The organism is Maribacter sp. (assembly GCF_039974175.1).
Classification (GTDB): domain Bacteria; phylum Bacteroidota; class Bacteroidia; order Flavobacteriales; family Flavobacteriaceae; genus Maribacter_C.
In genome coordinates this window covers 29,732-54,691 of sequence record NZ_JBDWJN010000012.1, presented here as the reverse complement: position 1 = coordinate 54,691, position 24,960 = coordinate 29,732, and the positions used below count along the sequence as shown (strand labels likewise).

Below are 24,960 nucleotides of genomic sequence, written 5' to 3'. Positions count from 1 at the left end.
ATAGTCGCTTTCTCTTTGTGAATACTGTGTTTTTGTGATGTATTTTATCGATGAAGCACCAATTCTTATGATAGTGATCGATCAAATGCTTGCACAACCAACTCCGGGGTTGGTTTTAAGACTTTTAAGACCACACTTAATTTTGATGTAAGCCACAAAAAAACCCTCGAATTTATCGAGGGTTTTTTATATTATTCGGTTTCGGGCTCCATTTCAAAATCTTCCATGAATTTGGTGGTATAATTTCCGGCCAAATAATCTGGATGATCCATCAATTGCCTATGGAATGGAATCGTTGTTTTTATGCCTTCTATTACAAACTCGTCTAAGGCTCTTTTCATCTTATTTATAGCCTCTTCTCGGGTTTGAGCTGTGGTTATCAACTTGGCGATCATTGAATCGTAATTAGGAGGAATAGTATACCCGCTGTAAACATGGGTATCCATACGCACCCCATGACCACCAGGGGTATGCAAAGTTGTTATCCTTCCTGGGGAGGGTCTAAAGTTATTATAAGGATCTTCGGCATTAATACGACATTCTATAGAATGTAGCTTCGGGAGATAGTTTTTACCTGAAATAGGAACGCCCCCGGCCACCAATATCTGCTCGCGTATCAGATCGTAATCAACTACCTGCTCAGTTATAGGGTGTTCTACTTGAATACGCGTATTCATTTCCATAAAATAGAAATTGCGATGTTTATCAACTAAAAACTCTACTGTACCCGCGCCTTCGTATTTAATAAATTCCGCAGCCTTTATAGCCGCTGCACCCATCTCCTCACGAAGTTTGTCAGTCATGAAGGGAGAAGGTGTCTCTTCTGTCAATTTCTGATGTCTTCGTTGTACAGAACAGTCTCTTTCCGATAGATGACAAGCTTTACCATATTGGTCACCTACGACCTGAATTTCGATATGGCGTGGTTCTTCAATCAGTTTCTCCATATACATGCCGCCATTACCAAAAGCTGCTGTGGCTTCTTTTACCGCACTATCGTAAAGGTCTTCCATTGCATCTTCTGACCAAACCGCTCGCATTCCTTTTCCACCACCTCCGGCAGTCGCCTTAATCATGACCGGATAACCCATTTTCTTCGCAACCTTTTTCGCTTCGGCTACATCTTTTAAAATTCCATCGGATCCTGGTACGCAGGGCACACCCGCTTTTTTCATGGTTGCTTTAGCTGTGGCCTTATCTCCCATTTTGTCAATATGCTCACCAGATGCACCAATAAACTTGATATCATGTTCTGCACAGATCTTAGAGAATTTGGAGTTTTCAGATAAAAATCCGTACCCTGGGTGTATTGCGTCAGCGTTTGTAATTTCAGCGGCCGCAATGATATTCGGTATTTTCAAGTATGATTCGCTACTCGGTGCAGGCCCAATGCAAACCGCTTCATCAGCAAAACGAACATGCAAACTCTCTTCATCGGCCTTGGAGTAGACCGCTACCGTCTTTATACTCATCTCCTTGCAGGTTCGAATCACTCGAAGTGCTATTTCTCCCCTATTCGCAATTAATATTTTTTTAAACATATCATTAGATTAATTTCTCCCGATGTTTCGGGATCAAGTACCAAATTACAAACGCTCCTTTTGGAATTTGTTTTTTGGAATTTGGGATTTAACTTATGATGGATCTACTAAAAATAGGGGTTGGTCAAACTCCACCGGAGATGAATCATCAACTAAAATCTTAACGATTTTACCGGAAACCTCAGATTCAATATCATTGAAAAGCTTCATAGCTTCAATAACACATAGCACATCTCCTTTTGCAATATCAGAACCAACTTCAACAAACGAAGGTTTATCAGGAGCGGGTTTGCGATAAAAGGTACCAATTATAGGTGATTTAATAGTGATATATTTCGAATCATCCTCCGCTGCATCTGTAGCAGCAGTTTCAGCGGGAGTACTTGCAGCCTCGATTGGAGGAGGGGCCATCACTTGAGGTATGGTAGCCTGGGCTACAGGCAATTGTTGAACATAGGTGGTCTCTGGCGCATTACCAATGGCTCCTGTTCTAATTGTTATTTTAATATCATCGGTTTCAAGCTTTACTTCGCTGGCTCCTGACTTTGCCACAAACTTGATGAGACTCTGAATTTCTTTAATGTCCATATAGATTTCGGTTTAAGTTCTGTATCGTTTTAGTTATAAGCCCATTTCAAATAAATTGAGCCCCAAGTAAAGCCTCCACCGAAAGCGGCGAAAACCAAGTTATCTCCTTTTTTTAGTTGACTTTCGTAGTCTGACAAAAGCAATGGCAAAGTAGCCGAGGTTGTATTGCCGTACTTTTGAATGTTCATCATCACTCGTTCTGAATCTAAGCCCATTCGATTGGCAGTAGCATCAATAATACGTTTATTGGCTTGATGTGGCACTAACCAAGCAACATCAGCGTCGGTAAGCTTGTTGCGTATCATAATTTTCTCCGCTACATCCGCCATATTTGAAACGGCGAACTTGAATACTGATTTACCGTCTTGAAAGATGAAATGTTGTCCGGCATCTACGGTCTCATGAGTTGCAGGTAACAAAGAACCTCCTGCTTCCATACCCAAAAACTTCCTTCCTGATCCATCTGCTCTTAAATATTCATCTTGAAAGCCCAAACCTTCCGTATTTGGTTCGAAAAGCACGGCTCCAGCCCCATCACCAAAAATAATACAGGTAGTTCGGTCTGTATAGTCTATTATAGATGACATTTTATCAGCACCGATTAGCAATATTTTCTTGTATCTGCCCGATTCAATATAGCTTGCAGCGGTCGACATGCCGAAAAGAAAACTTGAGCATGCTGCCAGCAAATCGTATGCAAAAGCGTTTGTTGCCCCAATTTCAGAGGCTACAAAGGCAGCTGTAGAGGCTACCATACTATCTGGTGTAGCTGTAGCCACAATAATCAAGTCTATTTCAGATGGATTTAGGTTTCTTTTTTGAAGTAAATCAGTAGCCGCTTGAATTGCCAAATAAGAAGACCCCTCTCCTTCATCTTTTTTTAAGATTCTTCTTTCCTTGATTCCTGTTCTGGTCGTTATCCACTCATCATTGGTTTCGACCAATTCCTCCAACAACTTGTTGGTCATAACAAATTTGGGAACATACGATCCCACAGCCGTTATAGCTGCCGTTACTTTGCTCATACTGAAGCGGTTTTTGTCAAAAAATCTTCAAAAAAGGTTAAAAAACGGTGAAAATTACTCATTTTTCATGACATTTTGCACAAAAAGCTTTTTTTTTAAAAATTGCGCTTTCCCACTTAAAATAATGGGTTTGGTTTGTTTTTGAAACCCTTTTTCACTAAAAAACTCCCAACTTAAAGCGGGAGTTCTATTTTTACTTTTCTCAGCATACGGCCTAAGCTTCGGCTTCCTCTGTTTTATCGATCAAAACTTGACCTTTGTAGTATAATTTACCTTCGTGCCAGTGTGCTCTGTGGTACAAGTGCATTTCACCAGTAGTAGAATCGGTGGCCAAAGTTGGCGCTACAGCTTTGTAGTGCGTTCTTCTTTTGTCTCTTCTAGTTTTGGAAATTTTTCTCTTAGGATGTGCCATTTTACAACTTATTTATCCGTTATTAACTTTTTTAAAGCATCCCATCGGGGATCCGTATCTTTTGTATTGTCTTTTCTTTCTTTTGGTTGGAGTTCTTCAAGCTTTTTTAGAGCTTCAGAATCCAATGACCCATCTAAAACTCCGGGGTGAATTCGCTTTTGAGGAACAGCCAGCACAATCATTTCATATACGTACTGTGCAAGGTTCACTTGATGCTCACCATGTGGAATGATCAATATTTCATCATCCTCATCATTGTAAGCTTCACCAAACTTCACCACCAACTCCAGCGCTGTGGAAATGGGTTGATCGTAGGGTTCGCTCGTACTATCGCAATCTACATTAACCAGCCCGTCTGCTTTCAATTCAAACTCCAGCATCGTACTCGTTTTATGGAGTAAAACCTGCAGATCTAATTTTGCATCGTTGAAATCAGTGTATCCAAAAGATTCAAAGAACTCATTATTTACTGCGTATTCAAACTTGTGTTTTCCTTGCTTCAATCCTGAAAAAGGAATGCTAAACTCCTTTTTTTTCATCATAACCCAGTTGTTTATAACGCTGCACCTGTATGAAAGGCGGCTGCAAAGATACTATTATTTTAATAATAGACAACAGCGAAAACGCGAAAAAATATACTCTTAAACTAAGGGTGACAAGGCGTTGTGTTTCTAACGTCGTACCCTTTGTTTTTGCAAAATATTCTCAGTTAGCCCTTCATATTCTTTCCTATTCTTAAATATACGAAGTGCTGTAAAAACGGCTTCTTTAAATGAGCCAAAATCTGCCTCCCCTTTTCCGGCAATTTCATAAGCCGTGCCATGGTCTGGAGAGGTTCTCACTTTGCTTAGACCAGCAGTATAGTTCACCCCCTTGCCGAAAGAAAGCGTCTTAAAGGGTATCAACCCCTGATCGTGATACGCTGCCAATATGGCATCAAAATTCTTATGTGATTCTGAACCAAAAAAACTGTCGGCTGCATAAGGCCCAAAAACGAAATGACCAGCATCTGACATTTCTTTGATGACAGGTTTCAATATTTCGTCGTCCTCTTTCCCAATAGTGCCATTATCTCCGCTATGGGGGTTAATACCTAGCAATGCTATTTTCGGACTGCGAATACCAAAGTCTGCCCGTAGTGATTTTTCAACCGTTCGCACTTTGGTTCGTATTAATATGGGGTTGATGGCAGCAGGGGCATCTTTGACGGCCACATGATCTGTAAGCAAGCCCACTTTAAGCCCGTCAGTAACCATAAACATCAGGCTTTCACCTTCCAGTTCTTGTGCTAGATAATCGGTATGGCCAGGAAACTTAAAGTCTTCAGATTGAATATTGTTTTTGTTGATGGGAGCAGTGACCAATACGTCGATTTCATTGTTTTTAAGTGCTTCTACGGCCGCCTTTAGCGATTGTATGGCGTAGGATCCTGCTTCTTCAGTGGCTTCACCGAATTGGAGGTTTGGTATTTCTTTCCAAACATTTACAACATTGATTTTCCCATCAATCGCTTTTGACGCCTCTTGAATACCATTGTACTTGATATCCATTCTGAGTGCCTTTGTTTGCGCCGCAATGGTCTTGTTAGACGCAAAAAAAACAGGAGTACAGAAATCGAGCATTCTTGAATCTTGAAAGGTTTTAAGGGCTACCTCGCACCCTATTCCGTTCAAGTCCCCAATGGAAATGCCCAGCGTTATTTTTCTGTTTTCGTCCATCTTATTTTTTACCTTTGCGCGAGGGTTGAATTTACAAAACTACTTAATTTAAACGGAAGATGTTTACGGGAATAATTGAAACTTTGGGGGAAATCACCAAATTGGAACAAGACGGGAGCAATCTGCATATTACCGTCAATTCTGCTATTACCCAAGAATTGAAAATTGACCAAAGTGTGGCGCACAATGGGGTATGTTTGACCGTAGTATCCTTGCAAGAGAATTCGTATACCGTTACGGCTATATCAGAAACACTTCAAAAGTCAAGTCTAGGCCATCTTGAAGTTGGAGATAAAGTCAATTTAGAACGTGCCATGATTTTGGGAAGTCGTCTAGATGGCCATATTGTTCAAGGTCATGTCGACCAAACCGGAGTATGTACTGCTGTGCGAGAAGAAGAGGGGAGTTGGTTATTTTCTTTTGAATATGATGTATCTACCAACAACCCAACTATAGAAAAAGGCTCAATTACTATTGACGGAACCAGTCTGACGGTGGTTGACTCTGGCAAGAATACATTTAGTGTAGCCATCATACCATATACCTATGAGCATACCCGATTCAACAGCTATAAGGTTGGAACTGTGGTTAACCTAGAGTTTGATGTAATTGGAAAATATGTGGCTAAATTGATGCAGCAAACCCATTGATAACGGTTTTAGCCCGTACTCTTTTACAAATCTTTGTGTTTCCAATTGTTGTAAAAACGAACTATTTCCATGGGGTGTTTGATGCGCTTATTTATAATGTTTTGTGCTAGCTCAGGGCAATCTGATAAAAATAGCGCTAGTTTCTTTCGCTTTAAACCAAATAAGCCTTGGTTCACCCGAACCAAGGTATGGCCATCTTCTTTTTTAAAAAAAGCAATAGTGTCTATATATCCTGAATCCGCATCTTCAAATTCCATTAGGTAATAGCATAGAGATCCTTTTGCAACAACTTTTAAGAATTGAAAATCACCTGCAGCAGATTCGGTATATTCATCGTCTAAAAAGCCACCAGTTTGAATGATTTGAAGGCTTTCGAAAGTACTACTCCCTATGGTGTATGATTTAATTTCTTTAGGTCCATATCTCGATTTTCCTCTTTTCCCTTTAAATTTGACTTTCTTGTATAGTTTGCTAAAAGCACCAGTTTTTCGGTCTCGTAGCAAACCATATAAAGTGTCATTGGCAGAGGTTACCACATACCCCTCTTGAGCGTCATTTTGAGCTGCGCTTTGCAACGGCAAGGCTAATAAAGTCAATGTGAGCAGAAATCCCGCTAAGCGGAAGACTTTGTACATAGTTATACCTTAAAGAATATCCTTCTTTGGTACAAAACGTGTGCCAATAGTATATAAAAGCCAACCACTGTTAATCCGTAAAGTAGAGAAGACAGTTGCATTGATATAAAATCATGCGTATAAACGGTATCAAAAAGCCACCCGTGTAACGAGGTCTCGCCTACCTTAATCATGCCCATTACCTTGCTGATAAAACTTGACAGAAAATAGAGTATGATTGCATTGGCACCTGCATATCGGAATATGCTTCCGAATTGGATTCCTTTTACATCTGTCATATAGTAAATCAATGCCAAAATTAAATTGGCCCATCCAGCGGTAACCAAAACGAAACTACTTGTCCAAAGGGCTTTATTGATTGGGAAGAAGACATCCCAAAAATGACCTATGATTAGCATTGCACCACCAATGCCCATTAAAATAGTGGCTTTTTTCTCTTGTTTTGATGTCAAAATAAGTCCTGTAAAAATTCCAAGTAGCGAACTCGCAATAGCAGGAATGGTGCTTAAAAGACCTTCTGGGTCGTAATCTGCTTTATAGTTGTGTGTTCCAAATACTTTGACATCTAACCAATTCGCCAAATTGTTAGGGGCCCGCTCCAAGGTTGAGGCCACCCCTTCTACCGGAACTAGCGTCATCAACAACCAATATCCAATCAAGAAAAAAACCGCAATGCCTATTAAGGTTTTCCAATTAAAATTTAGGAACAGTATAGACGCAAAAAAGAAAACTACACCAATACGCTGCAAAACTCCCGGGAAACGGATATCGGCGAAATCTTTGAAAAACGGAAAGCTAAGCGTAAATGCCCCAAGAAAAAGTCCAAGGCCGATTAATTTTAGCGCTCGAACCGTAATCTTTCGATAGGTGCCTTGATTGACTACCTTATGCTGGTAGGCAAATACAATTGAGGTGCCCACGATAAACAAAAAGAAAGGAAATACAAGGTCTGTAGGGGTATAACCATCCCACTCGGCATGTCGTAAGGGGGGAAAGACTGCAGACCAAGTGCCTGGGGTATTTACCAAAATCATCAAAACGATGGTCGCCCCTCTGAAAATATCTACGGATAAGATTCTGTCTTTCATGATAAAATGTTTTATGGTGATTCCAGTGAAGACGGAATTCTTTTTATTTTTTGGTCAACACTTTACAGGATATTTTCTTTCATTCGATTCCAGGCTTTGATTAGAAGGAACCCAGAAAGCGCTGCCACCGCAGTCAAGATGGCAGCCGAAGTGGTTCGGCCATAAATCCAATAGCCCGTAGCAAACATGATGGAGTAGATAAGTACCACCCCTAATATCATAGCAGTAATGCCCGACGGAACGCTCCATTTTTCATTGGAATTTACGATGTCAACATTGTCGGTTTTTGCCTCTTCAACTACTTTGGCCCAACCAGGTCCTCCCGGTTGAATTTTACGATAGAAACTACGAAGCACCTCTTTTGATTCTGCCTGTGTTACAAATGTGGCAAACACCCAAATTATAGTAGTTGTGACCATAATAAAAGGCAGCTCTCCCCATTCGGGTAAAAGTCCGGTTTCAGCATCAAAAAGGAAAGATTTCAAAGAGGTTGTTGCGATAAGAATCGATAATATTCCCGATGCAAACATCGCAGAAATTTCACTCCAAGCATTGATGCGCCACCAAAACCATCTCAGAATAAAAATCAGTCCGGTACCAGCGCCGAAAGATAAGAGCAGGTTGAATACGTCCATTGCATTTTGCATTAATAACGCCAAAATTGCACTTAATACCATTAACAAAACGGTTGATAATCTTCCAAAAGTTACCATTTGTTTTTCTGTGGCGTTTGGGTTGATTTGTTGCTTGTAAAAATCAAACACCAAATACGAAGAACCCCAGTTCAATTGGGTCGAAATGGTACTCATATAGGCGGCAATCAAAGAGGCAAGCACAACGCCGAGTAACCCGCTGGGTAGTTTGGTCAACATGGCTGAATAGGCTAAATCATGGCCTAATTTATCAGCGGGAACATTTGGAAATGCCTCTGCAATGCTTGCGACATCTGGATAAACAACCAAAGAAGCCAGCGCCACTAAAATCCAGGGCCAAGGCCGTAATGCGTAGTGCATGATGTTAAAAAAGAAGGTAGCGCCAATGGCGTGATTTTCATTTTTAGCCGCTAACATTCGCTGCGCAATATAACCTCCACCCCCAGGCTCACCTCCAGGGTACCAAGAACTCCACCATTGCACCGCCAACGGAATTACCAATATGGTAATCACCATTTTCGTATCGCTTAAATCAGGTAGAATATCCATCTTATTTTTTACAGCCTCGTTTTCTATTACGGCTTGTAAGCCCCCCACTTCAGGAATATTCACCAAATAAAAGGCCGCTCCGATAGCACCTGCCATCGCTACAAAGAATAAAAGGAAATCGGTATAAACCACACCTTTAAATCCGCCCAAAGCACTGAATACAACCGTGATTAGTCCTGCCCCTACTACAGTTTCCCAGGGTTCTAAGCCTAGCATAATTCCACCTATTTTAATGGCGGCCAAAGTAACGGCTGACATGGTTATCACATTAAATAAGACACCTAAATAGACGGCTCTAAACTTTCTCAAAAAACTAGCAGGTTTGCCTCCATACCGTAATTCATAAAACTCCAGATCGGTTTTTACATTTGATTTCCGCCATAGTTTGGCGTACACAAAAACGGTGAGCATTCCAGTCAGTAAGAAACACCACCAGCCCCAGTTACCCGAAACCCCGGTTGTTCTTACCAAATCGGTTACTAAATTTGGCGTATCTGTAGAAAAGGTAGTAGCTACCATTGAAAGCCCTAACAACCACCATGGCATGGTTCTGCCGGAAAGAAAAAATTCAGAGGAGCTTTCGCCTGACTTTTTGGAAACATAAATTCCAATTCCTAAGACAATTGAGAAGAATACAATTATAAAGCCATAATCGAGCGAGCTTAATTCCATAGTTGGGTCGTTTGGTTCGTTGTTAATGTTTAAAGATAAAATAAATTAGAATACTTTTGTCGTTAAACCTTACTTGTGACCATATTTGAAGCTTCTACTATTTCAATTTCTGCCTGGGCATTAGCGATTTCTGCTGCTATTGTAATTGGACTTTCGAAAGCTGGAATCAAGGGTATTGCTATTGTTAATGTCACGTTGATGGCACTGGCCTTCGAAGCAAAAGAATCAACAGGTATTGTAGTTCCCTTATTGATTTTTGGAGATGTTTTTGCGGTTATTTACTACAATAGGCATGCACAGTGGTCGTACATCATTCGATTTTTGCCCTGGATGATTTTTGGAATCCTTATAGGTGTTTTGTTAGGAAATGATTTGGATGAGCAGGCCTTTAAAATAGGCATGGCCATTATCATTTTAGTGAGTGTTGGGATGATGTATTGGTGGGATAAAAGGAAATCAAAAACAGTACCAACACACTGGCTTTTTGCTGGAACGGTAGGAACCATAGCGGGTATAACAACCATGATCGGTAATCTAGGTGGTGCTTTTAGCAACATCTACTTTCTGGCTATGCGGGTACCTAAAAACGAATTTATAGGTACAGCGGCCTGGCTTTTCTTGATCATAAACATCATTAAACTACCCTTCCACATTTTTATATGGGAGACCATTTCTACAGAGACGCTGTTGTTTGACTTAAAGTTGATTCCAGGAATTATTTTAGGGATTATCGTGGGAATAAAGGTGGTAAAACAAATCAAAGATGATTTCTATCGCAAGATGATTTTGGTACTCACGGCCTTAGGGGCCATCGTTATTTTCTTCAAATAAGATTCACTTTGGAAGCCAAAGGAGGATTACCTGCCAGCTGAGGGAAGGTTTTATATAAAAATGAATATTCGAAATGTGGGACTAACGAAACCCTTTTTATAATTAAAACCAAACTGGCAACCATCCTATGTAAAGCCTATCTTCAACCGATATCATTTGATATCAGTTGAATTGGAAGGCAAGTTTTTAAAAGCCCTGAAAATCAAGGCTTTTGAGTCCAACTTGTAAAAACCACAACCAAGAGTGGGTGTACTAAACCCACGAGAGTTTTCTTCGCTTGAGTAAAAAAAGCCCCTAGCTTACAACAAATCAAACTCGGTTTTTACCTTAGTTGGACATGGGGTAATACATAACGGTTAGTGTTTCGTATAGCCCTGTGCTGTCTTATATCACAATTTCAATATCTTAACCCTTATAGCTAGTCAAGAACAAATTTTTAATTTCTTTTTACTTCGGTGGAAAGGATGTTTTTCCAACACCGAAAAAGATATTTTTCACATATTTATGCCACAATGAACTTATAAAAGACGGTTTGTAAATTTTTATTTTTTTGTAAAGGAACACCGGTAAAATAGCATATAAGGCTAGCGCAAATACTAGGGTGCTAATGACAAAAAAAATCTCAATAACAAATGGAATGTCTAAAATGTTCATTAACTGATTCTATTTTCAAAAAGCCATTCATGTAGCCATGCCTGATTAGGGGACTGGCTTTGCGCAAAACTAAAAAGTGAGCTGCGATTGAAAAGAAAGCGCATGATTTTAATTTTTCATGTCGATGAACAGCAAATTTTACAGATAAACGGCATATAAGTAGGTTTATTCCTGCGTATTTATAATGTACAATTGCCCGAATGCTCAGAAAAAATACCAACTAAAATCGGTTTTGTGGCGTTTGCGCTGCGTTCTAAAATGCATATAAATCACAGTATGCTAACTATTCAAGAAAATACTCATGTATACAAGTTTGCAAAATCTATCGAAGTAGCTCTCAAAGGGTAATAATAGAAAAAGCCTAGAAATTAATTCTAGGCTTTTAATTGGTAAAACTGCTTTACTGCATTACTTTTTCAATGCATCTCTAATCTCTGCTAGCAATTCTTCTGCCGTTGGTCCTGCTGGAGCCGCCTCTGGTTCAGGAGCTTTTGTTTTATTGTAGGCTTTTACAATCATAAACATTACCAGCCCAACAATTAATAGGTTCACAATGGTATTTATCCATGCTCCCCATGCAATGACGGCACCTCCTGCCTCACGGGCTGCATCGAGAGTTGCATATTCCTTCCCATCCATGGCTGTAAACATATTTGCGAAATCGGCTCCGCCTGAAAAATATCCAACAAATGGCATTGCAACATTTTCGACGAATCCAGTAATTACGGCTCCAAGTGCTGTTGCCATAATAACCGCAACGGCAAAGTCGATCACATTGCCCGTCATAATAAAATTCTTAAATTCTTTGAGCATTTTGTATTGGTTTAAAAATTAATTAATAATTGAATTAAAAGGTTGTTTGAATCTTAGCTTTAGGAGCAACCTAATTGATTTAAACTACTAAGGTTGTTTTTGCTCTCTGTCTTGGTATGTGATGCGTTTCTCCAATGCAACAATTCAAAGATGTTGTTTGCCGACAAGGGCTTCCTATTTGTATATGAGATTTTAGGGCGACTTTATTTACTATTGTAATACTACCTATTGATATTTTAACTCCTCTTTTTGTTCGTACTTTCCGCGTCTCTTTACGCATTGTTTACGAAAAGATCAACAAGAGAATACTTATCATCGTGAAAAGCAGCAGTAAGCCGGCTAAGAGAAGAGGGAAAAATGGTTTTTCCATCTGTATAGTATTTGATAATTTATAGTGTCTTAACATCTCAATAAAAAGGGGCATGTGAAATTACTCTCAATATGCCCCCTAGGGAAACACAAACAAATGTATAATAGGCCCTAAACCAATTTGCTATGTATTTTTGTCCCATTTTTTCTACACCTAGGAATTGAGCCAATAGCGGTAAGGAACCGGAGTAGCCTATTTGCTATTGGCAATCCTGAGAACTTAGGTAAGTGTCTTAGTTATTTATCAATCTAAACTCAGTTCTTCGGTTTACAGCGTGCTCTCTTTCTGTACAAGACACGCCTTCTTTACATCTATTTTTGGTCTTGGTCTCTCCATAGCCGTTAGCTACCAGTAAACTTGAGTTCACTCCCTTGCTAATTAGATAATCGGCAACGGCCTTAGCTCTACGTTCAGATAGGGCTTGGTTAGAAGATGCACCTCCTCTAACATCAGTGTGAGAAGCAAGCTCCACTTTTACGCCTGGGTTCTGAGCTAAAACTGGCATTAGGCGTGTATCAATGATTGACTTCGCGGCAGCAGTTAAAGTAGCGCTACCTGTATTCCAATTGATAGGAAGTGCTTGGTATTCAACTAATGAACACTCTACTTCTTTCCAAGTGGTTAATCCACCTTTTTCCTTTAATACCTCTCTGGTTACTGTTTTAGTTTGAGCGGGTATCGTTTCTTCAGTGGTATACGCGTCTTTGTCTAAAACTGTTTTGGTTATTTCTTTGTATTGAGCTGGTATAACTTCCTCCAATACCTTAGCTGGTTCTAGCATAACCGCCTTGGTATACGAGCCGTTTTGCGATGCGATTGGAGATCTACTCACCGAGGCGTCTTGTGCCAACTCCTGACCAGAATAGGTGGCGAATTCGGCTGGATAGCCCTTATAACACCAATACCTACAATCATCTGGGTTGCCAGATGCACAATCGGGGGCGGCAGCTCCCAACTCCCATTGGGCATAGGCCGGCTTCACTTCGATTGTTTGTGAACTGGAGGAGAAAGAAGCTGGAATTACTTTTAAGCTATTCGCTCCTTCTTTGGAAACATAGGTTACCGTCTCAGTACCCCACTTTGCAGGAACGATCGTTAATTTTTTCCCTTCTGCTTTAACCATAACCCGTTCCGTAACGGTTTTGTAGGTTGCTGGAACGGTTTTTAAAACCTTATAGGCAGGTTTTACTGTAATTGACAGGGTCTCATTAACGTAAACGTCGGGCGTAGTACAACGCACATAACATTTACCTGGTTCTGGGTTGGTTGGTAGGTCTTGGGCCATACCTAGTGTTGCGACCATAGTCGCGCATAAAAAAAGTACTCGTTTCATAATTGTTAGTGTTAATTAATACTTGTTTGTGTTACTATTTTTGTGAAGTGTTTACCTCCTGCTTAGAGATATTCAATATTATTTTGGGAAGAAAAAGGCCCATTCCCCGTGGACCTTTGTATCCAACCAAACTAATTAATAATCGAGATCTTCCAGGATGATAGTTCAAGATCACCGATGATGCCAAAAGATGTCTCTTGGGGCAATAGAATTTCTTGAACTCTGAAATCATTTCTTCTTTAACTTAAGTGCGCTGTTTGAAAAGCCAAATACCAATTTTTGTATCGCTTTTGTTGATGTTTCTTTACGGTTATGCAAATTTTTCTTTGATTGGGTTTTTCAATTTTCCTCTTGTGCTTACTCTAGAAAAAAGGCCCTGATTTACAGAGCCTTTTACAACCAACTATTCAAATTCAAACCCAACTTATCGCAAGGGGGAACTACCTGCGACAGTTTTTTTCAAGCAATTAAAACGTCGCCATTTTGTTGTAAACTTAGCTTTGAGCTATTCTCATTGTTGGTACTGGAACATAACTTAATGGTTAGTGTTAGTATAGTTCCTGCAACTGTTTATTATCGTCATTATTAGGTTCATTTTTTTATCACTTCAATTAAGGCATACTAGAAATTCTTGTACTCATAAACCTACGCCACAACCTATTGATCATAGACGGCTTTGAAAGCGTTGCTTTATCGTAAATTAAAGCGGGTAATATGGCGTATAATGTTATCGCGAATACTGTAGTGCTGAGAACGAAAAAAAATTCTGCAATAAATGGGGTGTCTAAAATATTCATGCCTTATAGTTTCCTTGTACTCCAAAACTATACAGTCAATGGCTATTTGAAAGAAGAATGAGATTTTTAATTTAGAGTGTCGATAAACAGCAAGTTTTATCGATAAAATACATATTTATAATCTTTTTCCTACGAATATGCTTAAAGTAACACCTTGTAAAGCGTCTGGAGAAGCTCTTCTTTTTCAAAGGGTTTGATCAAAACCTTGCGCATACCTGCCTTTAGACATTGGTCTATATTTTCTTGATAGGCATTTGCCGTTATGCCAATTATTGGTATGTTTTTAATATTATTAAAAGGAAAATCTTTGATAAGCTTGGTAATTTGAATTCCATTAAGATTGGGAAGGTTAACGTCCATCAAAATCAGATCATAATTATTACTAACTACTTCTTGAAACACCATGGCTCCGTCATAAGCAAGGTCAATTTTAAATCTATTGGTATTTAATAGCATTTTGAACAAGGTAGTTTGAACATACGCATCATCATCAACCAATAAAATTTTGAACTTGCGTTGCTCTTTCCCGTTTGATGTAATTGACGATTCTTGATCAGTATGTAGTGATTTGGTTTCCAATGAAGAAAGTAAAGGGTATTTAAAAACCATATCAAAATAAAATTCCGATCCCTTATCCAACTCCGATTTTAACCTGATTTTACTTCCCATAAGTTCCAATAACCTCTTTGTAATGGTAAGTCCCAATCCGGTACCTTTGGTTTTCTCACTCCCATCTGAACGATAAAAGCTTTCGAAAATTACTTCTTGATTTTCCTTAGAAATACCCAATCCCGTATCGGTCACACGAAATCGAATGCTTGCGGTATTCGCTCTTTTTTGGTTTAATTGTACGCTAAAAGAGACTGTTCCTTTTTCCGTGTATTTGATAGCATTATCTAGTAAATTCGTTACAACCTGAAAAAGTCTTAAGCGATCACCTTCCACAAATTCGGGTATTTTGACATCCCAAGAGCAATCAAAATTCAACGCTTTACTCTTGGCCTTGGCATTATAAGTAAATTGAATTAATTCAAATAGTCGCTGTAACCCGAATAGTTTTTGCTTAATTTCTAACTTTCCAGCATCGATCATTCCAATGCTGAGGGTGTCTTCTAACATCAACCGCAAGTTCGTATTTGATTCTTTTAGAAAATCGAGCATTTTCTGTTGATTATCGCTCATTTTGGTATCACCAAGCAATTCGGTAATGCCCATAATACTGGTCAACGGATTTCTCAACTCATGACTAAAATTCTGTATGAATCGATTCTTAAAGCGTTCTCTTTCTTGCAGTTCGAGATTCTTTAGCACCGTCAACTCTGTTTTAATGACCGACTCATTGCGGGTTTGGGTAACGTTCTGATAGGCGTTATAGTGGTCAGTAAGGTTTTTGATAATCAGCAGCAAACCCGCTTTCTTCACTACAGCCAGAATGTCAACGATGTATAACTGACCATCATGTTCAATATGAATACAATGAAAACTGGTTTCCTCATCCGCTATGCCTTCCAATAGGGGTACTAGACTCTCAAAAAAGAGATGAAATTCAAAAATCGAACTCCCTTTTTTAATATGGAAGAGTGTTTGTTCACTTTCAAGAACCAGACCTGTTTTATCTGTAAGAACAAATTGTTCATTTGTACTGGTATATTGTTGTCTGAATTCTTTAAGCATCAGAAGAAAGTATGGTTGCCAGCTTTAAAAACAGCTCATTGACCGCACTACCTGTTTTAGCACTCGTAAGAAAGTCGACCGTTAGCTCTTGTGCTTGCAATAGATTTTTCAATTCAGCATCTTCGACTAAATCAGACTTATTGCCAACCACCATGAGTGGAACTTCGGGCATTTTTTCAGCAACAAGTTGTAAATCCTCATTCAAATGTTGAAAGGTTGATGGCCTAGAAATATCGAATACAAAAACAGCACCGTGGGTGCCTAACAAATAGGATTGTCTTATTGATTGGATATCATCGGTGCCTTCTAAATCCCAAAGTATTAAAGAAATTGTGCTATCAACAGCTATTTCCACCACTTTTTTGGTGATATGAACTCCTATAGTAACCTTATAATTATCCGAAAAAGTGTCGGTTACAAACCTGCGAATTAAAGAAGTTTTGCCTACACCAAAGTGCCCTAAAACAACAACTTTTTTAGAGCTTTGCATTACCAAAATATTTAGCCAATTCCCTTTCTACTCGAGATTTGGGAACTGGGACGATACTTTTTTGCGCATTGTTCGTTTCAAAGACCAAATCAAGGTTCATGGCCATAAAACTGTTGTAGAAATCAAAGATGATATCTTGCAGTTTGTTTTTAGCACTCAGCACAAAATTACCTGATATTACAACCGCAACATAGTGCGTAGCGAAACTCTGTAAATGAATTCGATATAATTCGTATTCTATAAGTTCTAGGTTCTGATCTCTTTGATTAAAGGCATCTTCAACAAAAGATTTGATCGCAGTGAGCATTCCCGAGACCATTTCTTCATCCATTGCGTCAGACTGAGAGAAACTTGCCTTTAAAATACCAGAGTCTTTTTCAATTAGAAGTACTTGCTGAATTCTAGCCGTAGCCAAATCATCCATCATAAGTTCTTCCTCTTTTTTTCCTGTAAAAAATGACCTGAACTTTCTTTTACCAATGGATAAGAAACTTAGCTGATTATTCATTTTATCTGAAAGCAGCTTCATTTCTTGTGCTACATACTTTTTTATCATTTTACCCAAAATTGGATACAATGCATCTACCACAACATCTTTGTTGATTTTTATTTCTTTTCTAAGTGTTTCGGTAATTGTAGGTCCTAAATTTTCTGGAATACTCTCTTTAAATTCCTGAAGTTGAAAAGCAATAATAGGATCTACTTTTTCAGACAGCTTTTCACGTTCATTTACTGTTTGTTCTAGCTGTTCGATGCGACGAGAAATCTTAGCCTCGAATTCATGCTCGTCAGCCAGAAGAATATCCTTTAAGATTTCTAACTTGTCTTTTTCATCCATTTTAGGATACATGACAATAATTATTTAGAGCCGATTTTTTCGCCCAGCTCGACCAGAAGTTTCCCAAGAATCTTTTTGTTGACACTTTCTTCACCAAGGTCTTCTAATTTTGTCTCTAGGTTCTTCTCCAATTCGGTGATGCGTATATTCGCATCAGTCGATACATTGTCTATGGTAGTATTTAGATCAGTTCGAACTTCCTCAATGAGATCTTCCAAAACTTTCTTTTTCTTAAGAATATCTTTCTTGAGTGCTTCAAACTCAGTATCATAGGCCTGCATCGTTTCGCCGAAAATCAGGTTTTTGATAACGTCAATTTTAGAGACTGAGCTTTCGATTTTATCTTCGAGCTTAAACATAGTGTCGTTTTTCTTGGCCATGGCGTCTTTATTTTAAATGGAACAGGTCTAGCAAAGATTCATCAATAGTCTGGCAATAGTTTGATAAACTAGGGAGGGCTAAAATACAACATTTCAGGGCTTTGTCATTCATTTTGTGTTAGAAATTCTTTCAAGTTCACATTATCAAGCTGAACTGTTACCGCAGCTTACAGTTGAATTTTACACATAGAATTGCTACTGGGTACGTAGGCCTTTTTATTTAGATAAACCACCATTTTGGGTCAATAATTGTATCTTAGTAATCTATCTATGTCACTTATAACGTATTGTTCACATACAATTATGTTAAATAGATACCCCGACCCAACTACTTCATACGAAACTAAAAATTGACACGTTCGCTACATATGAGACCTGTTGTCCTACTTATTGGTTTGTTATTGTTAAATACTTCTTGTAGTTCTTTGAATATTTTTGACAAAAAGAATACATCTAGCGATTCTGCCAGTCAAATTGTTAGTAAAACCAAGGCTTACGACCGTATTATTACAAAGGAAGCCATTACACAAATAGGCCTTTTTGATGTACATAGGGTAGGTGAAAAGTACTATTTCGAAATTCCAGATAGTCTGTTCAATAGAGAAATTCTAGTGGTAACTCGGTTTATTAAAACCCCATCTGGAGCGGGTAACTATGGGGGAGAAAAAATTTCAGAGAACACCATTGTTTTTGAAAGAGGTCCAACCAACAATGTCTTTCTTCGCATTGCTACCTTGGTAAGTGCTGCCGATGAAAATGATGCCATTTCAAAAGCGGTCAACAATTCGAATATTACGCCTATTTTAGAGGCGTTTGATATAAAGGCTTCTCACGAAAAGAAAGCATCCCATTTGATTGAAGTCACCTCATTTTTAAATAGTGAAAACCCGCTTTTAGCGCTTAGCAGCCCTCAAAAAGATGCGTACAAACTTTTAGGAATCGAAAAAGACAAGTCGTATATCAAGGCCATCAATTCTTTTCCCATAAATACCGAAATCAAAACGGTTAAAACCTATAAGGCAAAATCAACCACCGGAAAACGAAAAAAACAACTTCCGGCGGCCGTTGTTGCTGGGGTAGTTACCCTAGAAATCAACAATTCCTTTATCTTATTGCCTAAGGAGCCCATGCGAAAACGGTATGCCGATGCACGTGTGGGCTATTTTGCCAGTTCCTATTTAGAATATGGAGATGATCAGCAAAAGGTAGATCGAAACACCTACATTCATCGTTGGAGACTTGAACCTAATGAAGAAGATCTCGAAAAATGGAAAGGTGGCGAATTGGTGGAGCCTAAAAAACCCATTGTATATTATATCGATCCGGCTACGCCCAAAAAATGGAGACCCTATTTGATTCAAGGTATCAATGATTGGCAAATTGCTTTTGAACAAGCTGGTTTCAAAAATGCTATAATAGGTATGGAATGGCCCGAAAATGATCCGACCATGAGTTTGGAGGATGCCCGTTTTTCTGTACTGCGATATTTTGCCTCTCCCTCAAAGAATGCGTACGGGCCAAATATCGTCGATCCACGAAGTGGTGAAATTTTAGAAAGTCATATCGGATGGTATCACAACCTTATGAATTTGTTGCATAGCTGGTACATGGTGCAGGCGGGGGCGGTTGATGAACGAGCCCAAAAAATGGAATTCGATACCGACCTTATGGGGAACCTTATTCGCTTTGTAAGCTCACATGAAGTTGGGCATACCCTAGGACTTCGTCATAATATGGGCGCAAGTTCGGCAACTCCGGTAGAAAAATTGAGAGATGCTGCATGGTTGAAAAAGAACGGTCACACGAGTTCTATAATGGACTACGCACGCTTCAATTATGTTGCCCAGCCCGAAGATAATATTCCGGTTGAAGATCTTATGCCACGTATTGGAGACTATGACAAATGGGCCATTCAATGGGGTTACGCAAGATGTAGCGAAGCGCTTGACCGTAATGAAGAGCGAGAGCTGTTAAGTCAAATGATCGTTGATAGCGTAAGCAATAACCGCAGATTGTGGTTTGGTGGTGAGGGGCGTGATTTTGACCCTAGATCACAGACAGAAGACTTAGGGGATAATGCCATGGAGGCTAGTATGTATGGTATTTTAAACCTGCAGCGAATAGCACCTTGTATAAAAGACTGGGTGAAAGAAAGTGACAGTGATGATTACTCCAATCTTGATCAGATTTATAGCGATTTGGTCAATCAATATAGCGACTACATTTTTCACGTGACCAAAAATATTGGGGGTATCTACGTAACTCCGAAAACAATGGGAGAGCAAGGTGAAGTTTATCGACCAATAGATATTCAAACCCAAAAACAGGCGTTGGTATTTTTGAACAACTATATTTTTCAAGAACCCAAATGGTTGATGCGGAACGATATTTTGAATGCGATACAGTCACCACGATCTAAAGAATCAGTGACCAAGACGATGGAGAGCGTGATGATAAACTTGCTAGGAGGCAGCAGACTTAGTAGAATGACCTTTATCGCTGAGCGGTATGAAGATGAAAATCCGTATCGGCCTGAAGATTATATCGATGACTTAAACCAGTTGGTGTGGGGAGACATGAACGTATTTTATCAGACGAATGCCTATAGAAGAAAATTGCAGAAATCATATGTTTCCAATATGATTGCGCTGTACAAACCCGATGTGACCGAAGGTTTTGTTGAGGGACTTTTAGCGGAACTTTCGAAAGGATATACTTCAAATACCGATGTTCGTTCTTTGGCGCTAGACAATCTCTTAAACCTTCAAGGGAAAATTAAAAGAACCATTCCCGTCATGACTGATAGACTCACCATTGCCCACCTGAACTATTTGAAAAGAGAAATTGAAGCCGTTGTAGGGGAAACGGAAGATGTAGATCCACTATTTATTCCGTTTCGGAAAGATATTTCGATTAAAGAGGACGGGAAGGAATAAGGGCTGCTCTTACATCGCTCAATTTCGAATTACTCTCTTATTTTCTTTGGGTTCTAGTAAGTCCCACATATTCCCGTACAAATCTTCAAAAACGGCAACTATTCCGTACGATTCTTCTTTTGGCGGTCTGACAAAGTTGATTCCCTTAGCGAGCATCTTGTTATAATCGCGCCAAAAGTCATCTGTAAAAAGAAAAAGGAATACCCTTCCTCCCGTTTGATTTCCGATGCTTTGAGCTTGTTTTTCGTTTGCCGCTTTGGCCAATAAGAGACCGCATTCATTTGCTCCCGGAGGAGCTACTACCACCCATCTCTTATTTTCACTTAATTGGGTGTCTTCAAGGAGCGTAAAATCCAATTGCTCTGTATAAAATTGAATCGCCTCATCGTATTCTTTGACAACCAAGGCGATATGCGCAATATGCTGCTTCATTTACAATGGCCTCTAAGCGGTTTAATTGCCATATTTCTCCATGGTAAAAAGCTCAGGATTACCACCGCGATTACCACAGCCAGAAGCAATATAAATAGCACCTTCATATTCCAATAGGCCAGAACCATGACGCCCTTCGATAAGCGAAGGAAGTGTTCGCCATATATTGGTTTCTAAATTTAGTGCCTCTACCTCGGCATGGGCTTTTTCTTGGGTAGTTGATTCTCCGCCAACCACTACAATCTCCTCCTCGAAGAGAATAGCAGCGTTGCCTGCCCGCTTTGTGGGAATATTATTTGGTAAGGTTTCCCAAGTATTTGAAGCGATATCATAAACATCCACCTCAGCAATTGTTCCTCCAAAAGGTTCATCGGGTACTATTCCAGTATTTCTTCCGGCTGGGGCAACAATTTTTCCATTGACCAAAACCGCCTGAAAATGATCTCTCGCCCGTGGGGCGTCGGCCAAGACTTCCCATTTCCCCGTAACAGGATCGTATACATCCATCCAAGTTTTGTGGTCGCCTATATGTCCGTTTTTGATGCCGCAAGCAACATAAATCTTTCCATTGTGCAACACATTGCCAGTTGAACCTCTTCTTCGTTCTTCAGGAATCTCATGGCCTGTACTCCAAGCATCGGTAGCCGGGTCGTAAATGTATACGTGTGTAGTCGGCGTTTCATCGGGCCACCCTCCCGTCATTGCAGAAATACAATAGATTTTATTTTTATAAACCACGGGTTGAAAATGGTGCATTTCAATGGGTGGTTCAGCGCCTTCCGTCCAGCTGCCCGTTTGTGTATCATAAATACTCACTGGTCGAATGCTTCTACCGCCCAACAAATAGAACTTCTGGCCAACGCGAACAAAAGCGGCTTCATGGCGCTGCACGGGTTTGCTTTCATCTTTTGAAACTACAGATTGCCAGATTAAATCGGCCTTTTCTTCCTCTGCCAGGGGTTCAGATTCTATTTCTTTTGGAGCCTCCTTACATTGGGTTAATAGCAACAAACAACAGATATAAAAAAGGGTCTTTAGCATTATTTCTAGGTGTTAAGTCTTAATTTTAGCGTTGTGAACTTAAGATGAGTCATAAATTTATTGCTTTTATTCTTTTGATTTCTCAAAATTGATAAAAACTCAGCCGTATGAGACGTATTTTTCCTTTTTCCATTGCCCTAATGGTGTGCTTTATTACATCGCTTTCCATGGCACAAGAAGCATCATCTATGAAAGTGGTGTTGATTACTTTAGACGGTTTACGCTGGCAAGAACTCTTTTCGGGCGCTGACCCACTTTTAATAAACCATGAAGAATATGTAAGTGATACTACGGCATTGAAGAAACGTTTTTGGCGAGATTCACCTCAAGAACGTCGCGAGTTACTATTTCCATTTCTATGGAAGGAAGTATCAAAAATGGGACAAATTCACGGAAATAGACATTTGGGTAGTAAGGTAGACTTGACCAATACCAAATGGTTTTCCTACCCAGGTTATAACGAAATTCTATCTGGAAAAGCAGACGACTCAAGAATAGATAGCAATGACAAAATTAATAACCCCAACACCACCATTTTAGAAATCGCCAACAAAGACCAACGCTATAAGGGCAAAGTCGCCGCTTTTGGTAGCTGGGATGTCTTTCCCTACATCATAAACGAAGAACGCTCTGGGGTTCCCGTAAATGCAGGTTTTGAATTGGCCATAGGTAATGATTTGACAGCAGGCGAAAAGTTCTTGAATGAATTACAACCCACCGTGCCAAGCCCTTGGAGCACTGTTCGTCTAGATGCTTTTACCCATAATTATGCCCTGGAGCATATGAAAAAAAACCATCCTGAACTAGTGTATATCGCCTATGGGGAAACTGATGATTTTGCACATGAAGGCCATTATGATGCCTACCTAAAATCGGCAAACACTACCGATTCTTTTATTAAAACACTGTGGGACTTTACTCAACAAGACCCCTTTTACAAAGATCATACGGTTTTTATAATTTCTACAGATCACGGAAGAGGAGCGATTGATCTTAAGACATGGACAGGCCATGGGAGTAAGGTAAAAGATGCGGGAAGCGTCTGGCTTATTCTATTCGGAAGTGGCATTAAAGCTGACGGGGAAGTGAGCACAAACGAACAATTGCACAGCAACCAAATTGCACCCACCATAGCTAAAATTTTAGAATTGCAAAAGATAAGTACGGCTATGGTTGGGAAACCTTTACCAATTTTTAAGGAATAAGAACGCAGAGATAATATTAACTTAAAGCTTAGATAACCTAAGAATTACTATTGTGCCAGAACTTTGCCACTCACCTTATCGGAGGTGGTTTGGTTTGAGTTAGTTGGTTAAAACCGGTGTGGAGACATCGGTTTTTTGATTTCAGAAGTTTGCCATTTGATATCTTACCGACTTTGCTTGGCCATCCACTCCATTAAAGTTACCGGCGTAGCGTCAAACATCACAGGCTTACCATTAAAGTCAAAATCGGCATGATTGGCATGCGAATATATCCACGACCAGTGGCCGTTGAAATGATAGTCTTTTCCTCCATATACCCCACTGAGGTCGGTAACATGATCGTAGTACGAAAAATGAATGTTGGGTGCGCCCGCTGCTATTAATCGATGGTACAATGGCACCACGGTTTCATCAGCTTTGGTTACCGGATCATCTTTGGAATGCACGAACCATATGGGTTTGTTCTTGATGCTAGCGATATGGGCATCAGTAATGTATTGCTCGTGGTAGGCCAGAGCACTGATATAGGCCGCAGCAAAATACTCTGAATGCAACAGCAACAATTTTAAGCTCATATAACCTCCGTTAGAACAACCCCCGATATAAATTCTATCTTTATCTACTTTAGGATGGTCAGCTACATATTTTTTGATCAAGCCCATCAATGCCTCATTATAAATATCGTTTTCCTTTCCGCGGGTATAGGTACCGTTCGCTTGCTGCATCCAAAAAGTGGGTGTTTGCGGAACTAAAACATAAGCTCCACCAAAAATAGACTGTATTTCTTCAGAGGCATAATTCGTTGCCTTGTTGGCAATTAGCGCAATACTTGGGTCGGTTCCTCCTTCGCCACCCCCATGAAGCCAAATTAGCAAAGGAGATTTTTCGTCTGCACTTTTCGGTTCAAAGGATCCATAGGTCAAAGTGATGCCATTTTGAGTATGCCTTCCGCTCAAGTCAAACTTGTCAATCTCGGATACAATACGTGCCGCTTCGGTATTCCAAACGCTTCCTGAAACATGGCTAATGACTAATTTATAATCAATCCATTGATTGCTTCCGCGGCCATTTTGAAAAACATATTTGATGGGGGAGGTAAGCGCATCATCTGGACTAACAAACAAAACAAGGGTAATATGATTTCCCTTAGAAGTTCTGTTTCCCTTGTTATCTGAAACATAGGCATACACCACCTTTCTATCGCCTTCAGCTTCATCGGGTCTCATTGCTACCCCTGCTGCACTTCGCTCGACACGAACTGAAAATTCAGCTGCTTTTGCCTCGGTGACTTCTTTCTCCACAGGTAAAACAACTTTATTCACACCGGGGCCCCAGTCATATGCACTCACGATAAGCTTGTAATCGCCTTGCCCTTCGGCCACTTGGGCAGTCAAATTTGAGATCGTAAAAATAAGGGCTAAAAGGAATGGTAAGCTTCTGAACTTTTTGGTATTCTCCATGGAGTATGTAGTTTTAGAGGAACAAGATACTATTTTAGTACGGTTGGTTTTTAGGCATGAACAACAATGTTATTCATCAAATTAGCCCTCATTGAGGCTTGCAAGCATCAATATTCTTTCTGATGGTCGTTGTAATCATCTTGGGGATTCTCTTACTAGCTCCAACAGCAATCGC

General features: G+C 39.7%; 22 protein-coding genes. 4 read left to right on the top strand and 18 right to left on the bottom strand.

Features of this window, described 5'->3' with window-relative positions:
* Positions 1 to 191: 191 nt before the first annotated feature.
* From accC to pdxA, 6 genes are all read right to left on the bottom strand, one after another.
* Positions 192 to 1,541: an acetyl-CoA carboxylase biotin carboxylase subunit gene (accC, locus tag ABJN95_RS16340; protein WP_348371959.1), complete on the bottom strand. Its 1,350-nt coding sequence runs from the start codon at positions 1,539 to 1,541 to the stop codon at positions 192 to 194.
* Between the two features lie 93 nt (positions 1,542 to 1,634).
* A complete protein-coding gene (accB, locus tag ABJN95_RS16335) occupies positions 1,635 to 2,129 on the bottom strand; it encodes an acetyl-CoA carboxylase biotin carboxyl carrier protein (RefSeq protein ID WP_348371957.1) in 495 nt (164 codons plus the stop codon).
* A 29-nt stretch (positions 2,130 to 2,158) separates the two neighbouring features.
* Positions 2,159 to 3,154 (bottom strand): beta-ketoacyl-ACP synthase III, encoded by a 996-nt coding sequence (locus ABJN95_RS16330; protein ID WP_348371955.1) that lies wholly within the window; start codon positions 3,152 to 3,154, stop codon positions 2,159 to 2,161.
* Between the two features lie 214 nt (positions 3,155 to 3,368).
* Positions 3,369 to 3,566: a 50S ribosomal protein L32 gene (gene rpmF / locus ABJN95_RS16325; RefSeq protein ID WP_348371953.1), complete on the bottom strand. Its 198-nt coding sequence runs from the start codon at positions 3,564 to 3,566 to the stop codon at positions 3,369 to 3,371.
* A gap of 8 nt (positions 3,567 to 3,574) precedes the next feature.
* On the bottom strand, positions 3,575 to 4,108 hold the full coding sequence (locus tag ABJN95_RS16320) for a DUF177 domain-containing protein (RefSeq protein ID WP_348371951.1): 534 nt from the start codon (positions 4,106 to 4,108) through the stop codon (positions 3,575 to 3,577).
* A 129-nt stretch (positions 4,109 to 4,237) separates the two neighbouring features.
* Positions 4,238 to 5,284 (bottom strand): 4-hydroxythreonine-4-phosphate dehydrogenase PdxA, encoded by a 1,047-nt coding sequence (gene pdxA / locus ABJN95_RS16315; RefSeq protein ID WP_348371950.1) that lies wholly within the window; start codon positions 5,282 to 5,284, stop codon positions 4,238 to 4,240.
* A 59-nt stretch (positions 5,285 to 5,343) separates the two neighbouring features.
* On the opposite strand from pdxA, the gene ABJN95_RS16310 reads away from it, so the two are divergent.
* On the top strand, positions 5,344 to 5,934 hold the full coding sequence (locus ABJN95_RS16310; protein ID WP_348371948.1) for a riboflavin synthase: 591 nt from the start codon (positions 5,344 to 5,346) through the stop codon (positions 5,932 to 5,934).
* A 23-nt stretch (positions 5,935 to 5,957) separates the two neighbouring features.
* Here the strand turns inward: ABJN95_RS16310 and ABJN95_RS16305 are convergent, their stop codons facing one another.
* The 3 genes from ABJN95_RS16305 to ABJN95_RS16295 all read right to left on the bottom strand — a co-directional run bounded on the left by ABJN95_RS16305 (position 5,958) and on the right by ABJN95_RS16295 (position 9,531).
* Positions 5,958 to 6,569, bottom strand: a complete 612-nt coding sequence (locus ABJN95_RS16305) for a hypothetical protein (protein ID WP_348371946.1) — start codon at positions 6,567 to 6,569, stop codon at positions 5,958 to 5,960.
* Between the two features lie 2 nt (positions 6,570 to 6,571).
* Positions 6,572 to 7,657: a DUF5009 domain-containing protein gene (locus ABJN95_RS16300; RefSeq protein WP_348371945.1), complete on the bottom strand. Its 1,086-nt coding sequence runs from the start codon at positions 7,655 to 7,657 to the stop codon at positions 6,572 to 6,574.
* Positions 7,658 to 7,719: 62 nt separating this feature from the next.
* Positions 7,720 to 9,531, bottom strand: coding sequence for a sodium:solute symporter family protein (locus tag ABJN95_RS16295; RefSeq protein WP_348371943.1), 1,812 nt, complete (start codon positions 9,529 to 9,531; stop codon positions 7,720 to 7,722).
* Positions 9,532 to 9,606: 75 nt separating this feature from the next.
* On the opposite strand from ABJN95_RS16295, the gene ABJN95_RS16290 reads away from it, so the two are divergent.
* Entirely contained in the window at positions 9,607 to 10,362 is a 756-nt protein-coding gene (locus tag ABJN95_RS16290; protein WP_348371941.1) for a sulfite exporter TauE/SafE family protein, read from the top strand.
* A 1,062-nt stretch (positions 10,363 to 11,424) separates the two neighbouring features.
* On the opposite strand, the gene mscL is transcribed toward ABJN95_RS16290, so the two are convergent.
* From mscL to ABJN95_RS16260, 6 genes are all read right to left on the bottom strand, one after another.
* Positions 11,425 to 11,829, bottom strand: coding sequence for a large conductance mechanosensitive channel protein MscL (mscL, locus tag ABJN95_RS16285; RefSeq protein WP_348371940.1), 405 nt, complete (start codon positions 11,827 to 11,829; stop codon positions 11,425 to 11,427).
* A 602-nt stretch (positions 11,830 to 12,431) separates the two neighbouring features.
* Positions 12,432 to 13,532 carry an OmpA family protein gene (locus ABJN95_RS16280; protein WP_348371938.1) on the bottom strand — a complete coding sequence of 367 codons (1,101 nt, stop codon included), beginning with the start codon at positions 13,530 to 13,532 and terminating at the stop codon, positions 12,432 to 12,434.
* Between the two features lie 938 nt (positions 13,533 to 14,470).
* Entirely contained in the window at positions 14,471 to 16,003 is a 1,533-nt protein-coding gene (locus ABJN95_RS16275) for an ATP-binding protein (RefSeq protein ID WP_348371936.1), read from the bottom strand.
* A complete protein-coding gene (locus ABJN95_RS16270) occupies positions 15,996 to 16,493 on the bottom strand; it encodes a Rab family GTPase (RefSeq protein WP_348371935.1) in 498 nt (165 codons plus the stop codon). Before ABJN95_RS16270 ends, ABJN95_RS16275 begins: the two co-directional genes overlap by 8 nt.
* Positions 16,480 to 17,343: a cell envelope biogenesis protein OmpA gene (locus tag ABJN95_RS16265; RefSeq protein WP_348371933.1), complete on the bottom strand. Its 864-nt coding sequence runs from the start codon at positions 17,341 to 17,343 to the stop codon at positions 16,480 to 16,482. The genes ABJN95_RS16270 and ABJN95_RS16265 overlap by 14 nt, the downstream gene beginning before the upstream one ends.
* An 8-nt stretch (positions 17,344 to 17,351) precedes the next feature.
* A complete protein-coding gene (locus tag ABJN95_RS16260; RefSeq protein ID WP_348371931.1) occupies positions 17,352 to 17,711 on the bottom strand; it encodes a fructose 1,6-bisphosphatase in 360 nt (119 codons plus the stop codon).
* Between the two features lie 368 nt (positions 17,712 to 18,079).
* Between ABJN95_RS16260 and ABJN95_RS16255 the strand changes: the two genes are divergently transcribed.
* Positions 18,080 to 20,647 carry a zinc-dependent metalloprotease gene (locus ABJN95_RS16255; RefSeq protein ID WP_348371928.1) on the top strand — a complete coding sequence of 856 codons (2,568 nt, stop codon included), beginning with the start codon at positions 18,080 to 18,082 and terminating at the stop codon, positions 20,645 to 20,647.
* An 18-nt stretch (positions 20,648 to 20,665) separates the two neighbouring features.
* On the opposite strand, the gene ABJN95_RS16250 is transcribed toward ABJN95_RS16255, so the two are convergent.
* Positions 20,666 to 21,079 (bottom strand): VOC family protein, encoded by a 414-nt coding sequence (locus tag ABJN95_RS16250; protein ID WP_348371927.1) that lies wholly within the window; start codon positions 21,077 to 21,079, stop codon positions 20,666 to 20,668.
* Between the two features lie 21 nt (positions 21,080 to 21,100).
* Positions 21,101 to 22,120 carry a kelch repeat-containing protein gene (locus tag ABJN95_RS16245; RefSeq protein ID WP_348371926.1) on the bottom strand — a complete coding sequence of 340 codons (1,020 nt, stop codon included), beginning with the start codon at positions 22,118 to 22,120 and terminating at the stop codon, positions 21,101 to 21,103.
* 107 nt (positions 22,121 to 22,227) lie between these two features.
* Here ABJN95_RS16245 and ABJN95_RS16240 point away from each other — a divergent pair, with 107 nt between their 5' ends.
* A complete protein-coding gene (locus ABJN95_RS16240) occupies positions 22,228 to 23,325 on the top strand; it encodes an alkaline phosphatase family protein (protein ID WP_348371925.1) in 1,098 nt (365 codons plus the stop codon).
* 164 nt (positions 23,326 to 23,489) lie between these two features.
* Here the strand turns inward: ABJN95_RS16240 and ABJN95_RS16235 are convergent, their stop codons facing one another.
* Positions 23,490 to 24,785: a prolyl oligopeptidase family serine peptidase gene (locus ABJN95_RS16235; RefSeq protein WP_348371923.1), complete on the bottom strand. Its 1,296-nt coding sequence runs from the start codon at positions 24,783 to 24,785 to the stop codon at positions 23,490 to 23,492.
* Positions 24,786 to 24,960 lie beyond the last annotated feature (175 nt).

Coding starts and splice junctions, on each gene's coding strand:
- accB (WP_348371957.1), bottom strand. CDS start 2,129: ATGGACATTAAAGAAATTCAGAGTCTCATCAAGTTTGTGGCAAAGTCA.
- ABJN95_RS16280 (WP_348371938.1), bottom strand. CDS start 13,532: ATGAAACGAGTACTTTTTTTATGCGCGACTATGGTCGCAACACTAGGT.
- rpmF (WP_348371953.1), bottom strand. CDS start 3,566: ATGGCACATCCTAAGAGAAAAATTTCCAAAACTAGAAGAGACAAAAGA.
- ABJN95_RS16235 (WP_348371923.1), bottom strand. CDS start 24,785: ATGGAGAATACCAAAAAGTTCAGAAGCTTACCATTCCTTTTAGCCCTT.
- ABJN95_RS16305 (WP_348371946.1), bottom strand. CDS start 6,569: ATGTACAAAGTCTTCCGCTTAGCGGGATTTCTGCTCACATTGACTTTA.
- accC (WP_348371959.1), bottom strand. CDS start 1,541: ATGTTTAAAAAAATATTAATTGCGAATAGGGGAGAAATAGCACTTCGA.
- ABJN95_RS16265 (WP_348371933.1), bottom strand. CDS start 17,343: ATGTATCCTAAAATGGATGAAAAAGACAAGTTAGAAATCTTAAAGGAT.
- ABJN95_RS16295 (WP_348371943.1), bottom strand. CDS start 9,531: ATGGAATTAAGCTCGCTCGATTATGGCTTTATAATTGTATTCTTCTCA.
- ABJN95_RS16330 (WP_348371955.1), bottom strand. CDS start 3,154: ATGAGCAAAGTAACGGCAGCTATAACGGCTGTGGGATCGTATGTTCCC.
- pdxA (WP_348371950.1), bottom strand. CDS start 5,284: ATGGACGAAAACAGAAAAATAACGCTGGGCATTTCCATTGGGGACTTG.
- ABJN95_RS16255 (WP_348371928.1), top strand. CDS start 18,080: ATGAGACCTGTTGTCCTACTTATTGGTTTGTTATTGTTAAATACTTCT.
- ABJN95_RS16260 (WP_348371931.1), bottom strand. CDS start 17,711: ATGGCCAAGAAAAACGACACTATGTTTAAGCTCGAAGATAAAATCGAA.
- ABJN95_RS16275 (WP_348371936.1), bottom strand. CDS start 16,003: ATGCTTAAAGAATTCAGACAACAATATACCAGTACAAATGAACAATTT.
- ABJN95_RS16240 (WP_348371925.1), top strand. CDS start 22,228: ATGAGACGTATTTTTCCTTTTTCCATTGCCCTAATGGTGTGCTTTATT.
- ABJN95_RS16250 (WP_348371927.1), bottom strand. CDS start 21,079: ATGAAGCAGCATATTGCGCATATCGCCTTGGTTGTCAAAGAATACGAT.
- ABJN95_RS16320 (WP_348371951.1), bottom strand. CDS start 4,108: ATGATGAAAAAAAAGGAGTTTAGCATTCCTTTTTCAGGATTGAAGCAA.
- ABJN95_RS16270 (WP_348371935.1), bottom strand. CDS start 16,493: ATGCAAAGCTCTAAAAAAGTTGTTGTTTTAGGGCACTTTGGTGTAGGC.
- ABJN95_RS16310 (WP_348371948.1), top strand. CDS start 5,344: ATGTTTACGGGAATAATTGAAACTTTGGGGGAAATCACCAAATTGGAA.
- ABJN95_RS16300 (WP_348371945.1), bottom strand. CDS start 7,657: ATGAAAGACAGAATCTTATCCGTAGATATTTTCAGAGGGGCGACCATC.
- mscL (WP_348371940.1), bottom strand. CDS start 11,829: ATGCTCAAAGAATTTAAGAATTTTATTATGACGGGCAATGTGATCGAC.
- ABJN95_RS16245 (WP_348371926.1), bottom strand. CDS start 22,120: ATGCTAAAGACCCTTTTTTATATCTGTTGTTTGTTGCTATTAACCCAA.